This window comes from Serratia sp. JSRIV001, from assembly GCF_019968745.1.
Taxonomy (GTDB): Bacteria; Pseudomonadota; Gammaproteobacteria; order Enterobacterales; family Enterobacteriaceae; genus Chania; species Chania fonticola_B.
The window spans coordinates 2,818,600-2,833,124 of sequence record NZ_CP074147.1 but is presented as its reverse complement, the minus strand read 5'-3'; the positions used below and the strand labels follow the sequence as shown (position 1 = coordinate 2,833,124).

Sequence of the window (14,525 nt, the reverse complement as noted above, 5' to 3'; positions counted from 1 at the left end):
TTTTTGTTACCGAAACTTCCCAGGAGTAGAACCATGGCTTCCGTTTTCGTCCCATCAGGTTCCAATCAAGCAACTCGTCTGAGCCTGCCGGTCGAAGGAATGACCTGTGCATCGTGCGTTGGCCGTGTCGAACGCGCATTAAAAGCCGTTCCTGGCGTGCAAACAGCTACGGTCAATCTTGCCACCGAGCGGGCAGATGTCACCTTTAGCGGCGTGGCCGATCTACAAGCGACCGTTAGTGCTATCGAGAGTGCCGGTTACGCCGTCCGTGAAGAGACTACCGAACTGGCGATAGAAGAGATGACCTGCGCATCCTGCGTCGGAAGAGTTGAGAAGGCGCTGACACAACTTCCAGGCGTCCTCTCTGCCAGCGTCAACCTGGCGACCGAGCGTGCGCGGGTACGGCACCTCGCCGGGGTTATCTCCACCGCTGACCTTGAAGCGGCGGTTGTGCAGGCGGGTTACAAGGCCCGTCGTTTGTCTGCCGAAACGCCGAATGTAAACGATCAGGATACCGAACGCCGCGAGAATGAAGCGCGCGGCTTACGCCGCTCTTTGCTGATTGCGGGCATTCTCACTTTGCCGGTCTTTATCCTTGAGATGGGCTCGCACCTTATTCCCCCGATGCACCATTGGGTGCAAGGCGTTTTAGGTGAACAGACGAGCTGGTATATACAGTTTGTACTCGCCACCCTGGTGCTGTTCGGCCCGGGCCTGCGCTTTTTCCGCAAGGGTATCCCGGCGTTGTTGCGTGGTGCTCCCGATATGAACTCGCTGGTGTCGGTGGGTACGGCAGCGGCGTACGGCTATTCGGTGGTGGCGACTTTCATTCCCGAGGTGCTGCCTAAGGGAACCGCTAACGTTTACTTCGAAGCCGCCACGGTCATCGTGACCTTGATCCTGCTTGGGCGCACGTTGGAGGCTCGCGCCAAGGGGCGAACGTCTCAGGCCATCAAACGGCTGGTCGGGCTTCAGGCAAAGACCGCGCGCGTTGAACGTAACGGCGATACCGTTGAGATCCCGCTCGATCAGGTGACCACCGGTGACGTGGTGTTCGTTCGTCCAGGGGAGAAGATCCCTGTCGATGGCGAGGTCGTCGAGGGGGCATCTTATGTGGATGAGAGCATGATCACCGGCGAGCCGTTACCCGTATCGAAGGGCGTAGGCGCTGCCGTTGTCGGTGGCACCATCAACAAGACCGGCGCTTTCAGCTTCCGCGTCACCAAGGTTGGGGCCAATACCGTGCTGGCGCAGATCATCCGCCTGGTTGAGGAAGCGCAGGGCTCCAAGCTACCGATCCAGGCGCTGGTCGATAAGGTGACCATGTGGTTTGTACCGGCAGTGATGGCTGCCGCCGCGCTGACGTTCCTGGTCTGGCTGGTCTTCGGCCCGGATCCGGCGCTGACCTTTGCGTTGGTGAATGCGGTGGCGGTGCTGATTATCGCTTGCCCATGCGCCATGGGGCTGGCTACGCCGACGTCAATTATGGTCGGTACCGGGCGCGCCGCTGAACTTGGCGTGTTGTTCCGCAAGGGGGAAGCCTTGCAGGCGCTGCGTGATGTGAGCGTTATTGCTCTCGACAAGACTGGCACCTTGACCAAAGGACGCCCAGAACTCACCGATCTCGTTCCCGCCAAGGGTTTTGAGTACAGCGAAGTGCTGGCTCTGGTGGCGGCGGTCGAAACCCGCTCTGAGCACCCGATCGCCGAAGCGATTGTGCTGGCCGCCAAACAGCAAGGCATCACGCTGGCCCCCGTTGAAGGCTTCGACGCCGTGCCGGGCTTTGGCGTAACGGCCAAGGTTGATGGCAGGGTGGTCTCCGTCGGTGCGGATCGGTTCATGACGCAGCTTGGCCTTGATGTGGCGAGCTTCAAGTCTGCCGCCCAGCGCCTGGGTGAACAGGGTAAGAGCCCGCTCTATGCCGCTATCGACGGTCGCCTGGCGGCGATTATTGCGGTTGCCGATCCGATCAAGGAAACCACGCCAGAGGCTATTAAGGCGCTGCACGCGTTGGGCCTCAAAGTGGCGATGATCACCGGCGACAATGCGGCAACGGCGGCGGCGATCGCCAAACAGCTCGGTATTGATGAAGTTGCGGCAGAGGTATTGCCCGACGGCAAGGTTGCTGCGCTGAAAAAGTTCCGGGCCAACGGGGCGCGAGTGGCCTTTGTGGGGGACGGTATCAACGACGCCCCGGCGTTGGCGGAAGCGGACGTAGGGCTAGCCATCGGCACCGGTACCGATGTAGCTATCGAGGCGGCCGACGTAGTGTTGATGTCTGGCGACCTGCGCGGGGTGCCGAACGCTATCGCACTCAGCCAGGCGACGATCCGCAACATCAAACAAAACCTGTTCTGGGCCTTTGCCTATAACGCGGTGCTGATCCCGGTGGCGGCAGGTGCGCTTTATCCATGGAACGGCACTTTGCTTTCGCCGATCTTCGCGGCGGCGGCGATGGCGCTCTCCAGCGTCTTTGTTCTCGGCAACGCGCTGCGGCTTAAGCGCTTCCAGGCTCCGATGACGGTTGAGGCTTCTAGCGGGACGGCGGAAAGCGGGGCGGAGATTATCCCCGTTACCGCAAGTAAATGACCGATGTCGGGCCATGGTGATGCCCCTCCCCCTAACCCTCTCCCACAGGGAGAGGGGACCGACCGTGCTAAAAATGGATTCAAGTGTTTACCTTAGCTCCGGAGCTTCGAGGCTGTGTAAGTTGATCTCCATACCTGACCGCAGCTACGTATCAGCTCCCTCTCCTTGGGGAGAGGGCTGGGGTGAGGGAGACCAGTGACAATAACGCTAACTGTAGCCCCATGAAGGAGTGAACGATGAATATCGGTCGAGCAGCCAAGTCCTCCGGCGTTTCAGCCAAAATGATCCGCTACTACGAACAGACCGGTTTGCTCCCCTAGGCCATAGGGTCGGATGCGGGCTACCGCCATTACAGCTCTTAGGACGTACATAGCCTGCGTTTTATCCGCCGATCACATTCCACGGCGTCTAATCGGCACTACTTTCTTATAGTTAACACGCTTTCTAACGCACCACTTTGTAAAAACCTGTTGGTCACTGGTGTCACAACCACGTTACGGTTGACTGGTAGGATCTTGATCCCTTCACCCAGAAATACGGGAATGGTTGTGATGTGTAATTGGTCCAATTCACCAGCATCGGCGAAAAATGCAGCGGACTTACCCCCTCCAACGACCCAAACATCCTTACCTTTTGCCGCCAGTTTTGCATGCCTGGCAATATCATTAGCATTGCCACAAACTTTACTTATGCCTGTGCCTTGCGGTATTGCCAGATCCTGACTTGTCAAAATGAACGCTGGAACATCTTGATAAGGCCAGTCGCCATGGGCATTTTCCATTATCCAGCTGTAGGTTTTGCCTCCCATAATCACTGCGCCAATACTCTGGTAGAAATCATCATAAGGTGTAGCATCATCACCTAAAATAAAATTAGTCAGCCAGTCAAGCTCATGATCCTGGGTGGCAATGTAGCCATCCATAGATGCTGCAACATAATAGATTAACTTCGACATTCGATATCCTTGGTTTGCTAAGCGGGCGCAGCATGCAGCGCCCCTACGTTTTTAGCCTGTTGGGTGTTGTCAGCAGTCTTGCGACTTGCGCTTCTTCGGCGAACTTCACCACTTTATCATCAGGCGTATTAGCATGCAGGCAAGACTGGATTCTGGGCTACCTCTTGCCTCAACGGCTCAAATTGGCACTGGCTGAATAAGCGGAGGATCGCTACTGGAGTCAAAGGGTTGAGTGCCAGCGAACGGTTAAACTGAAACAGACTGCTGGCAGTGTCGTACAAATTGGTATCAGAAGCCGGAAATTCAGCATAGCCAAAGGTGCGGAACGGCGGAGTTTTATCGCGTACTTGAGGACACCTAACCGCGAGTTGTTCCACCCAACGAGAAAATATTGGCCAATCTATCATGTCATCTTCCGTCAGTGCTGCCATACCGGCAAAGCACTCCTCGGTAAACACGTAGGGATGCTGCGCCAGCTTTTGCCATACGAGTCGGGCGCCTGTGCTTGGATTTGGATTAAGGAAAAACTGCCGGTTATGAGCCAGCCTGCTCAGGACAAACAGATCCATCGATTGGCTAAGCTGGGTCAATATATGGCTGGAAATGGCGCGTTCCGCCAGCTCACCTCTAACCCAGACATTGGCGTCGTCCAGTAACTCCATCATCAACGCTTCATCTTCATGATAGCGAGAAACCAGCCGGCACCTAACCAAATGAGAAGGATCTTTGGTCAGTGACTGCAACAGGGCTTGAGAGGGATCAACCAGCCGGAAAATCATATTTTCACGTACGGTTTCATCCGGATGATGGATAGCAATATTTGCCCAGCACGCTGGCCATGCCGGGTTGGCAGCCAACTTATCAAGAATGGGACCAACGGGGTCCAGAAAATAGTCTGAGTAAACTTTGTCCGCAGCACGTTCATGGTCTGATCTTGAGGCCATTGGTCGGCCGGCAAGCCCCTCAACCAGTGTTGGATAGTGTGAACCCAACGCCTCCCACGCCAATGCTTCGCTGGCATACTGCCACGGCTGCCAACGCCAGACCAACTCTGGCCATACCATGCAAGGCACGATAAACGGCTGTTTGCTTTGCTGCGCCACCTGAATTTTCACATCCAGCGACAAGGCGGGCAGCACATCTAGCAGAACCTGAGTGGCGGTATCTTGCGCATTAGCGACGGCTTTTAAAAAACGATCTGGGAATGCCGCCCAACCGTGTTCAATCAGCAAGGCCGCAAAATCTGGCGCATTGAGGAGCTTACTGACGGTATTACTGCGGGCTTGGCCTAAGTCTGAGATGTCCATGGATCGCTGCTTTTGATTATTCCTTCAGTGGGGAAATACTATCCGATCGGGGATGTGGTGAATAGATGGGGGGGGATGCATTCTCCGAGCGAGTTCTCTACCGGGTGCTGGGAGGCGAATTTCACCACTTTGTTCATCCTTGTCCGCCATAAAGAATGTACTACTGTTAATAGATGTATCCGTGATGGAAGAAGCTTGGTATGGCAAAACCTTCGTTCCCCCGTTTGATTGCCGTGTGCCTGCTGGTCATTGCAGCCCCTTTGTCTGCTGTAGCGCTACTTGCGCTAACCGTTACTGAGAGAAAAACGTACAGAGTCACTGCACCGTATCTTTCAGGAGAAGAGGGCTCTCAAACAACACCGCTCATATTTAAAGAGGTCATTTAAATGCTTAATAAGTCAGTGGCTATGGTATGTTTGTTAACAGTGGTGCCCGCATGTGTCGCAGGTGAAATAAATTTATACTCTATTAACACCGGCTCCTTTGTGTATCATACGATAAACAATGAGGGGCAATACACGGAGAACTTTGATAACAAATTTTTCTCCGTAGAACGAAAGTTTTCTGAGGATTCAAAATATAGTATTTTGGTTGGCACAATGAAAAACAGTTTCAATGACCGCTGTATCGCACTGGGTCTGCGAAGAGACTGGATGTCTAATGACTCTGGATGGGTTTTTAAGGGTGTTTACGGATATGTTGGTGAGTTCTTTTTTGATGCTTTCAGTCAATGTGGTAATGACGGCTCATATAAAAAGTTCAAGGATACTACCGGCGTGGGGTTCTCTCCCTATATCTATCATGCGGTTCAATACAACTTTACCAGCTACTTTGGGGTGGAAAGTGGTATTATTCTTCCCTCAATCTTTGTCGTTAGCGCACAATGGAGTTTCAGGTAGTTTTCAGCGACAGGCTTTGCATGTATGCACACTCGTGCTCTGTGCCAAGGGCCAGGCATCACACGGCAAACCAAACCATTAAAAAGGGATAACCTCTTGACCATACGCATTAGGCTCACTGTCGCACTAACATTGCTTACTGCGACACTGCCTGTATTAGCTAAAATGCCAGAAAACTTTGTCTATACCAGCTCAGGCGATCTTGAAGCGGCGTCAGTCATTATGGAGCGTAGCGACATTGGCGGTGCGCAGATCGTTTACAATTGGCGCTCACTCGAACCTGAGAAGAACAAGTACAACTTTTCGCAGATTGAGCAGGATCTTGCTCGTCTTAAAGGGGCCAAGAAAAAACTTTTCATCCAGATCCAGGATCGGTTTTTCGAACAGAATGCCCGATACGTTCCTGATTATCTGATGAATGATGCCAGGTACGGTGGTGGGATATCGCCACAATTTGACAATCCTGGCGAAGGAAAGCCGATTGGCTCGGGTTGGGTGGCGCAGCAGTGGGATCCCGCTGTGCGCCAACGTTATCAGGCTCTGTTGGCAGCGCTTGCAGAGCGTTTCGATGGCCGAGTCTATGGTGTGAACTTACCCGAAACAGCCATTGATCTTGATGAGAAAAAGCTACCCAAGGGATTTACCTGCGATAACTATTTCGCAGGCGAAATGGAAAATCTCACCTTTGCGCGCAAGGTGTTCACCAAGTCACATGTGGTGCAATATGTTAATTTCTGGCCGTGCGAATGGAATAACGACCACAATTACATGGGGCGGCTGTTTGAGTTCGCAAGTGCCAATAACATTGGGCTTGGCGGCCCAGATATTGTTCCCAACCGCAAGGCGCAAATGAAGAACTCCTATCCATTCTTCAACAAATACAAAAATAAGCTGGTACTCGTTGCCATGGCGGTGCAAGAGCCGACCTTGACCTATAGGAACCCCAATACGGGCAAGCCATTTAGCAAGGATGAGTTTGTGCAATTCGCAGAAGACTATCTCGGTGCAGATATCATTTTCTGGAGCACGACTTCTCCTTGGTTGGCGAAGAAATAGGAAGCAGTCGCCTAAGAAAAGAAAGCCTCACGGAGTAATCATGGGGGCAGGTCACGGCCCGTTATATTTTCCCCGGGCGGCTGAGCAGTTATTAATAAGCACCAGATGATCGAGTCGTTAAACGGTTAGGTCGATAGCTTTCAGGAAGTTTCCTCATATAAAAGGGCCTACTCCTAGATATCAGCGAATCCGCCGTAACCCCTCGGCATCAGTTTTGTGGCCATTCTTGCTTCAGCAATGCATAAATCAGTTCATCGCCCCATTGACCATCAAAGCGATCGTTCTGTCGTAAATGTGCTTCTTTGCGCATACCCAAGCGTTCGACCACGCCGATAGAGCCGCGATTGGCTGCATCAAGTCGGGCAAAAATGCGGTGGAAACCCACTTCAGTGAAGCCGCGTTCCAGCACCGAACGTACCGCTTCTGCCGCATAGCCTTTACCGGCATAAACCGGATTGAAGATATAACCGATTTCTCCTTGCAGTGCCGCGCTGCTGGCCAGTTTCAGTAACACTTCACCAATGAGTTCGCCGCTATCTTTCAATGTGACGGCACAATAAAAAGTGTCACCGTCTTCACTGAAACGTGAGGCTACGGCCTTTGCCAATCGCTTTTCCATTTGCGCCTGCTCCGGCGGTGGAGCATACAAGTAGCGGTAGACTTCAGGCAGGCGATGGTAAGCCGCATAGGCGTGGAGATCGTCAGGGGTAAAGCGGCGTAGCCGCAGGCGCTCGGTGGAGAATGGCAGGGTAATCGAATGCAAGAAATTATCCTTTTCTAATGTGTTGTTATGGTGAAGGGGATCGATACTACCAATGACCCGTTAACGTTCCAGCATAGAAAGAATATGATTTTTGGTAAGCGGGGCCAGTTGCACCTGCTGGTTGCTAGAAGGTTCAAACCATATCACTTCTTCGATTTCTGCAGCGGGTAGAAAGTGGGTCTCTTCGGTGATGATTCTGAACATGTCAGCAATCAGCATGTGCCCAGGCTCATTTGCTGCGAGATCCGTAAAGCGCCCAAGTGGGATCATCTCATCAGGATTGAAGGAGGCATTCAGTTCCTCTTCCAGTTCACGTGCAAGTGCCACCTCTGGCCGCTCGCCGGATTCAATTTTTCCACCCGGTTGCATAAACCACTCCGTGTTGCGTTTTCTGACCAGAAGGATCCGGCCAGCCCGATCGGTGATGACGGCCGCAGCTATATGAATTTGCTTACTCTCTGACATTCTGAATCCCGTTGTTTGGTAGAAAAGCACCCCGCGTGAAGGCATCAAATGTACCAGAGTGGGGAGGGTGATTCCTAGCCTATCAGGCAAAGCAGATCCTCTAACCTGTGCTACGCTCTGGTCTACAACATCTTGAAGTGGAACTACATGATGACTAAACCTGCTGCCAGCTTTCAGTCCAGTTCTTTTGTGATTGCAGTTCGCGATCTCAAAACAAGCTCTGCGTATTTTAGCGATGTCCTGGGATTTGACTTGGCATGGCCGGAGGGGATGGGGTGGCAACTCGCCACCAGGGGATGCGTGCGTATCATGTTAGGTCATTCGCCGGATGCTATGTCACCCGCGGAAACCGGCGATCACAACTATTTTGCTTATCTGTATGTCGATGATGCCCAGACACTTTATGACGAATTTGTCAGCAAGGGGGCAATCATATTGGCTCCCCCCGTTGATAAACCGCATGGCATGCGTGAATTTACCGTAGAGACTCCCGAGGGGCACAGAATGATGGTTGGTCAGGATCTCGATTAGCGTGTGCTTACCCGCTGTGAATCCTAGGAAGAAACAGGGCGTTTTATACTTAATCTGACACTTTCTGCTTTGGGTTGTATAAGATATGACCGTCTGCTCAGTGCCAATAGCGGACGTTATGCTAATCATTGATGAGATGATTCGGTTGGAGCGTACGCTTAGCCAGTTTCTTTTGCAGAATGATAACCATGATTGGGAACCCTGATGCGGAAATTGCACATACCCCGAGCAACGTGTTCATATTTTGTGGTGCTATGGCGTGCCCAGGTAATAGAAAAGCTGACAGAAAAAATGCGACCGTTGTGTTCATGTACATTATTGATGACTGCAATGAAGAGAATCCCGCTCGTTGCCTGTCATCAGGAAACTGAATGGTCAGCGCCGAGGAGGAAACCAGACGACTGTATGATGCACCGAGAAATACAGTAATAAATAGCCCCGCATGCGGATAGCCCAGGATGGGTATTAGCAAACTCACTATAAAGACGATGGTTGACCCTGTAGCCAGAACCAAAGCAGAGAAACGGGAAGTTAACGCGCCTGTCATTTTTGTTGACAGGTATCCTGCAATGCCCCCGGCGAAAAACAGCCATGGCAGCAGGTCTTGAGAGGCGCCCAGCAGGTGAGTCATTAATGGTACCAGAACAGGAATGATCAGCATCGGGCTAAATTGTACCAGCGCATTACTGGAAGCGAACAGCAAAGTATTAACGTCGAGAGGCAGTGCGTAGGGTGTGTCGAAAGAGAGTGGATCCTGAGGGATGATGGAAACAATCAGTGGCAATGCCAACAAACACAGTGTACTGATAAACCACAAAGCGACATGCCAGCCGTAATGAGCACACAAAAATAGTATCGCGGGCATTCCGACAATGCTTACCATCGAAAATGATGCAATGACCGTCGCCAACATTTTTCCGCGCAAGTTAGCCGGTGCGAGATTTATCAATATACTGATACCCACCCCCATTGTTGTGCCTCCTACCAGTCCTGCGCAGAATCGTAATGCAAGCAGAAGACTAAAACTGGAGGTGAATGTCGTCAAAAATGTCAGTATCCCCAGAAGTGCCATATTGACGAAGAGAAAACGTTTCTTATTGATACGACCAATCCAGTAAAAGGCGATAATTCCCGAGAGGACTGCCCCGGATGTGTACATGCCGGATACGTAGCCTGAGAATGATACGGGAACGACGAAGTCTGCTGCCATAAAAGCAAAAATAGGGTTGAACATCATATATTCCAGTGCATTCGTGAACTGGATAAAAGCCATGACAACCGCTATCCGGATGAGGGCTTTATGATTAAACGTTGTTGTGAACAGTGACATAGCAAGCGACCTGTGGATGAAAGATATCTGAGTTTAACTGCTATCAATGCGGTTCATTAGATGGTAAAAATGACACTTATTGTTATCATTTATGGGATAGTTGATGCGGCCAGCTCTTGATTTTAATACCCTGAAAGTTTTCATTGCGGTGGTTGAAAGAGACAGTTTTGTTGGGGCATCGAAAATCCTTGAAATGCCGACATCAAACGTGAGTCGTTGTATTTCTCAGTTAGAAGACAGACTGAATCTTCAGCTTATTGAGCGCAACACCCGACATATGAAACTCACCCAGGCGGGACACTTGCTCTATACCCGGGCAAAGCCATTACTGGAAGCGCTTGAGCAGACTGAAACAGAATTAACGTTGCGGCAAATGCAGCTCAAGGGGCCACTACGTATCTGTATTCCCAATGAAATAGGTCCTGCACTGCTGGGTTCTGTGGTTGCCGATTTTGCCTGCCAGCACCCGGATCTGGAAATAAGCTGTGTCACAAATTTGTCTGGTTTTGAATCCCTGCGAGACGATCTGGATTTAGCCATCATTGTGAGCCGTGGCCAACTGGATGACAGTGATTACATAGCCCGTCATCTGGTGACAATCCCTTGCACTATCGTTGCAGCCCCCTCCATCATTCAGCGTTATGGCATCCCTTCTCGTATACAGCAATTTGAAGAATTACCCTGCATTACCACGGTAAATGCACTTAAAGGTGCTCCTTGGCAGTTTATGAATAAAAAGGGGGGATTCGAGACGATTAAGGTTAAAGGCCATTACAGGGTAAACAGCGGAGAGATGGCAGGACGCGCGGCGGTAGCGGGTGTTGGTTTCGCCATTCTTTCGAGACAGGCCTGCCAACCCTACATCGACGATGGACGGCTGATCGAGATTAAGTTTGAACAACCGCCAGCCCCACTTCAATTGTTTGCACTTTATACTGACAGGCGTTATTTGCCAGCTAAAACGCGAGCGCTCATTGATTACATACAGCAGAATTTGAGCCATACATCCTTAGCAACCTAAGGCTACATTAAACAGCCACAGAGAGTCCTGGTGTTACAATAGTCTCTAAATGCACAATGTCCGCTTTTCGCTCATAGCCGACACGGTTCCGCCCAGTGGACAGGACAATGCCAGCATTGGACTTTGCAAGCACTACGCCGAGTTAATCAACGGGTGCAGGTCACGACACCACGATAGATACCTTCACTTTCAAAACGGGCAGGCATTACTGGCTTTGATCAACGCTTCGCTAATAGGATGAACAAAATGCAGCTCACTGGCATGCAGCATCAGCCGCGGCGTCCGTTCGGTGCCAGGTATTAGGAGACCGCCATACAGATCGCAGCCCAAAATAGGGTGTCCCAACTGCTGGCAGTGAATACGCAATTGATGGGTGCGCCCGGTCTCCGGGGTTAGCTCTACACGCGTCAAAGGCAGTAACGTCCCGTCTTCCAACTCGTGATTTAAGCGTTCAACGACACGATAGCGGGAGCGGGCGGGCTTGCCGTGGATTGAGCAAATCGACATCAGTGGGAACAGCGCCGGGTCTTTGGCAATCGCAGCATCTATCACCCCGTTGTTGTCGTTCAGGTGTCCGCAGAGCAGTGCGCTGTAAACTTTGGTCACGGTGCGCTGGCTGAATTGCTGGCAGAGGGCTGCGTTGATAGTCTTATTGCGTGCAACCACCATCAGCCCGGAAGTACCGAAATCAAGGCGGTGAATCAGGGTGCAGCCGGGGAATATCTGTACCAACCGATGATGCACCGAATCGAGATTTTGCGGATTCTTCCCCGAGAGGCTGAGCAGCCCGGCGGGCTTATTGATGAGCACAAGGTGATCGTCCTGATAGAGGATCTCTATCTCGTCATGGCACGGTGGGGCAATAAAAGTATCGAAAATCGTAGACATCATGCTGCCGGATAGAGAGTGGATGTGGATAATAACGAATTTTCAGCAGGCTGGCGAATCTGGCCTTTAGCCTGATTGAGCAACGGTAATTTTTGATGAAAGTGATACTTGTACGACATGCGCAAACGGAATGGAATCAGCGCGGCATTATCCAGGGGCATATGGACAGTCCGGTGACTAAACGAGGTGTGCTTGAGACATCAGCTTTACTGGCAGCGTTAACAGACGCCGCTTACCCTACAGACTGTGTCTACGCATCTCCTCTTGGTCGTGCCTGGCATATGGGTCAGGAACTAGCGGACCGTTTTCTCTGCCCGTTGGTTGCGGACCCCGCGCTGAAAGAGCAGGCATTCGGTCATTATGAAGGGATGACACGGGAACAAATACAATATGACCATCCCAATGAAGCAGAGTTGCTATTTGGGCGAGATGCGCAGTTTTGTCCCCCTGGCGGTGAGTCGCTGACGCAGGCCGCTCAGCGAGTTATCAATTTTATGCGCCACCAGCAAGCGGTAGCTCCACACCAGACAATATGCATTGTATCTCATGGCCAAGTCAGCCAGGGCGTTCTGGCCTTGCTCAAAGAGGGAAGAATCGACAATTTCTCCAGTTATGCTCAACCGAACGCGAGTTACTCTGTTTTAGACTTGGTTGGGGATAAATGCGTCTCTCTGCGATGGGGGATCGCGACACATTTACTTAAGCTGTTGTGATTATTCATGAGCAATCATTAAAACCGGGAAAGGGCACCCGGTCACGATGTCGATACTCCGTAAATTATCGCCACAGCTAAATGTGCAACTGACCATTAATCAGCGTGCAGCTCTGCCCACCAATCCAAGGCTCACCGTCAATAAAGCGAACGCTAACCCGGCCATCGCGATGTAGTTGGGTGCCTTGTCGAACCTGATACCCCTGCGCCGTTGAACCACCGTCGGGGAAATTATTCTCCTTCAACAAACGGGCCAGGCATGCATTGGCACTGCCAGTCACTGGGTCCTCTACCAACTTACCCCCTTCAACCAGAAACGCTCGCATTTCATAGTCTGCTGGCTCACCCGATGAATAGGCACCATAAATCACCACACCATCAACCTCATGATCGGTTTGCAGCTTCTTAATCGTGGCATGATCCGGCGTCATCGTCAGGCAGGATTGAGCGCTTGGCAGACGTACCATAAGCCAGCGAATACCCATGTCGGCAATTACCGGCACCGTATCGGCTTCGATAACCGCAGGTTGAAAAGCGGCCATTAGCATTTCCCTTTCTGCTGCAGTCAGCGTTCGAAGCGTTACCGCCGGCGCAGCAAACGCCAGCGTTCCTTCAGGTAAGATATTGACCGCAACCAGACCAACCCCGCATTCTTGCATCACCACCCCCGGCTGTTTGGTCACCAGCCCAGCCTCCAATAATGCATGGGCCGTACCCAAAGTCGGATGCCCGGCAAAGGGTAGCTCTTTTTCGGGGGTAAAAATGCGCACCTGATAATCGGCTAGCGAATTAGTCGGTTTGAAAACAAACGTCGTTTCCGAAAGGTTGGTCCAACGAGCTAACGAAAGCATTTGCATTTCATTCAACCCCTCCGCCTCCAGGATCACCGCCAAGGGATTCCCCTGCAATGGCGAAGTGGTAAATACATCCACCTGTTTGTAGGCGCGAGGTTTCACATCATCTTTTCTGAGCATTTGACGTCATCCGCTAGGTATAAGGCTTGATGATAGCGCTATTAAATGACGCACATCAATTGCTAATACCTTAAAATGGTTGGGTTTTGTGATACGTTGGCACTCATTGAGGCAGCCCCGGAAATTAACAGAGGAATACTACATGCAGAGTTTATTTTCGTTAACCGCTGGCGCCTGTGTGCGTTGGCACGATTTGCCAGGCCAGGGTATCCCGATTGTGTTTGTTCATGGGCTTGGGTGCGCGTCTTCCTATGAGTATCCACGCATTGTGGCAGATCCGGCATTTGCGGGACGACGCGCGATTCTGATTGACCTTCCTGGATATGGCTTTAGCGATAAACCTCGTGATTTTGATTACAGCATTGCTCATCAGGCAGACGTTGTGATCGAAGTGATTACTGCATTGAATCTGTCACATTGCCATCTCTATGGTCACAGCATGGGGGGCAGTATCGCGATTGAAGTAGCAGAACGATTGGGTAAACGGATAGGTAAACTGGTGGTTTCGGAACCTAACTTTTATGCCGGTGGCGGCGTATACAGTCGCCTACTGGTGGAGAGACCGGAAGCTGAATTTATCTCGCATGTGTACGACGAAATGCTGGCAGACCACACATCCCCCTGGAAAGGTTCGGCCCAAAATGCGGCCCCCTGGGCAATGTGGCGGGGAGCCAAAAGCCTGATTGATGGAGCTTCACCGCCATGGATGGAGACTTTCCTCAATCTGTCCTGTTCACGCTCACTGATTTTTGGCGAACAATCCTTACCGGACCGTGACTTTGAGTATGTCAGCCATCAGGGTATATCTGTAGCAACAGTGCCACAAGCAGGGCACTCTATGTCCTGGGAGAATCCGTCGGCATTTGCCGTGGTGTTACACAAGGCATTTAACGATTGATTTAACACCATCGGTTATCATCCAAGCCAATAGAAAAACTTTTAACAGATGCTAAATTTTACCGTTTGCCGCCGATCATCAAGTTCTACAAACTAAGCGCGTCTGATAGAACCTTTAGCCCTCAATGATGGAAAAAT

At 51.5% G+C, this 14,525-nt stretch carries 15 protein-coding genes and 1 pseudogene; 9 read left to right on the top strand and 7 right to left on the bottom strand.

Translation table 11 applies throughout. The features are described from left to right. The first annotated feature begins 33 nt into the window (after window positions 1-33). Entirely contained in the window at window positions 34-2,589 is a 2,556-nt protein-coding gene (locus KGP17_RS12995; protein ID WP_223499531.1) for a heavy metal translocating P-type ATPase, read from the top strand. Between the two features lie 236 nt (window positions 2,590-2,825). Continuing rightward, window positions 2,826-2,948: pseudogene (locus KGP17_RS12990) on the top strand (MerR family DNA-binding transcriptional regulator); the annotation flags it as partial. A 59-nt stretch (window positions 2,949-3,007) separates the two neighbouring features. Here the strand turns inward: KGP17_RS12990 and KGP17_RS12985 are convergent. Together KGP17_RS12985 and KGP17_RS12980 are read right to left on the bottom strand one after the other, a co-directional pair. Then, the gene (locus KGP17_RS12985) at window positions 3,008-3,544 is read right to left on the bottom strand and encodes a dihydrofolate reductase family protein (RefSeq protein ID WP_021806405.1); all 537 of its coding nucleotides are present in this window, start codon (window positions 3,542-3,544) and stop codon (window positions 3,008-3,010) included. Window positions 3,545-3,672: 128 nt separating this feature from the next. Next, window positions 3,673-4,851: a hypothetical protein gene (locus KGP17_RS12980; RefSeq protein ID WP_223499529.1), complete on the bottom strand. Its 1,179-nt coding sequence runs from the start codon at window positions 4,849-4,851 to the stop codon at window positions 3,673-3,675. 200 nt (window positions 4,852-5,051) lie between these two features. On the opposite strand from KGP17_RS12980, the gene KGP17_RS12975 reads away from it, so the two are divergent. The 3 genes from KGP17_RS12975 to KGP17_RS12965 all read left to right on the top strand — a co-directional run bounded on the left by KGP17_RS12975 (window position 5,052) and on the right by KGP17_RS12965 (window position 6,806). Beyond that, complete coding sequence (locus tag KGP17_RS12975; protein WP_094981706.1) at window positions 5,052-5,237, top strand: hypothetical protein; 186 nt, start codon at window positions 5,052-5,054, stop codon at window positions 5,235-5,237. Then, window positions 5,238-5,750: a hypothetical protein gene (locus KGP17_RS12970; protein WP_037375908.1), complete on the top strand. Its 513-nt coding sequence runs from the start codon at window positions 5,238-5,240 to the stop codon at window positions 5,748-5,750. It abuts the gene before it with no gap. 96 nt (window positions 5,751-5,846) lie between these two features. Then, window positions 5,847-6,806, top strand: a complete 960-nt coding sequence (locus KGP17_RS12965; RefSeq protein WP_223499527.1) for a hypothetical protein — start codon at window positions 5,847-5,849, stop codon at window positions 6,804-6,806. Window positions 6,807-7,014: 208 nt separating this feature from the next. Here KGP17_RS12965 and KGP17_RS12960 read toward each other — a convergent pair whose 3' ends face one another. Together KGP17_RS12960 and KGP17_RS12955 are read right to left on the bottom strand one after the other, a co-directional pair. Continuing rightward, window positions 7,015-7,569, bottom strand: a complete 555-nt coding sequence (locus tag KGP17_RS12960) for a GNAT family N-acetyltransferase (protein ID WP_059200821.1) — start codon at window positions 7,567-7,569, stop codon at window positions 7,015-7,017. Between the two features lie 60 nt (window positions 7,570-7,629). Then, window positions 7,630-8,034, bottom strand: a complete 405-nt coding sequence (locus KGP17_RS12955; protein WP_223499525.1) for an NUDIX domain-containing protein — start codon at window positions 8,032-8,034, stop codon at window positions 7,630-7,632. Window positions 8,035-8,181: 147 nt separating this feature from the next. Here KGP17_RS12955 and KGP17_RS12950 point away from each other — a divergent pair, with 147 nt between their 5' ends. Then, entirely contained in the window at window positions 8,182-8,565 is a 384-nt protein-coding gene (locus KGP17_RS12950; RefSeq protein WP_223499523.1) for a VOC family protein, read from the top strand. Between the two features lie 121 nt (window positions 8,566-8,686). Here the strand turns inward: KGP17_RS12950 and KGP17_RS12945 are convergent, their stop codons facing one another. Then, the gene (locus tag KGP17_RS12945; RefSeq protein WP_223499522.1) at window positions 8,687-9,895 is read right to left on the bottom strand and encodes an MFS transporter; all 1,209 of its coding nucleotides are present in this window, start codon (window positions 9,893-9,895) and stop codon (window positions 8,687-8,689) included. 103 nt (window positions 9,896-9,998) lie between these two features. On the opposite strand from KGP17_RS12945, the gene KGP17_RS12940 reads away from it, so the two are divergent. After that, window positions 9,999-10,916, top strand: a complete 918-nt coding sequence (locus tag KGP17_RS12940; protein ID WP_223499520.1) for a LysR family transcriptional regulator — start codon at window positions 9,999-10,001, stop codon at window positions 10,914-10,916. Between the two features lie 189 nt (window positions 10,917-11,105). Here the strand turns inward: KGP17_RS12940 and KGP17_RS12935 are convergent, their stop codons facing one another. Continuing rightward, window positions 11,106-11,804 carry an RluA family pseudouridine synthase gene (locus KGP17_RS12935; protein WP_209554323.1) on the bottom strand — a complete coding sequence of 233 codons (699 nt, stop codon included), beginning with the start codon at window positions 11,802-11,804 and terminating at the stop codon, window positions 11,106-11,108. Window positions 11,805-11,899: 95 nt separating this feature from the next. Here KGP17_RS12935 and KGP17_RS12930 point away from each other — a divergent pair, with 95 nt between their 5' ends. After that, window positions 11,900-12,517 carry a histidine phosphatase family protein gene (locus tag KGP17_RS12930; protein WP_218519359.1) on the top strand — a complete coding sequence of 206 codons (618 nt, stop codon included), beginning with the start codon at window positions 11,900-11,902 and terminating at the stop codon, window positions 12,515-12,517. Between the two features lie 76 nt (window positions 12,518-12,593). On the opposite strand, the gene KGP17_RS12925 is transcribed toward KGP17_RS12930, so the two are convergent. Beyond that, window positions 12,594-13,490, bottom strand: a complete 897-nt coding sequence (locus tag KGP17_RS12925; protein WP_179247457.1) for a PhzF family phenazine biosynthesis protein — start codon at window positions 13,488-13,490, stop codon at window positions 12,594-12,596. A gap of 142 nt (window positions 13,491-13,632) precedes the next feature. Here KGP17_RS12925 and KGP17_RS12920 point away from each other — a divergent pair, with 142 nt between their 5' ends. Beyond that, window positions 13,633-14,388 (top strand): alpha/beta fold hydrolase, encoded by a 756-nt coding sequence (locus KGP17_RS12920; RefSeq protein WP_223499519.1) that lies wholly within the window; start codon window positions 13,633-13,635, stop codon window positions 14,386-14,388. Window positions 14,389-14,525 lie beyond the last annotated feature (137 nt).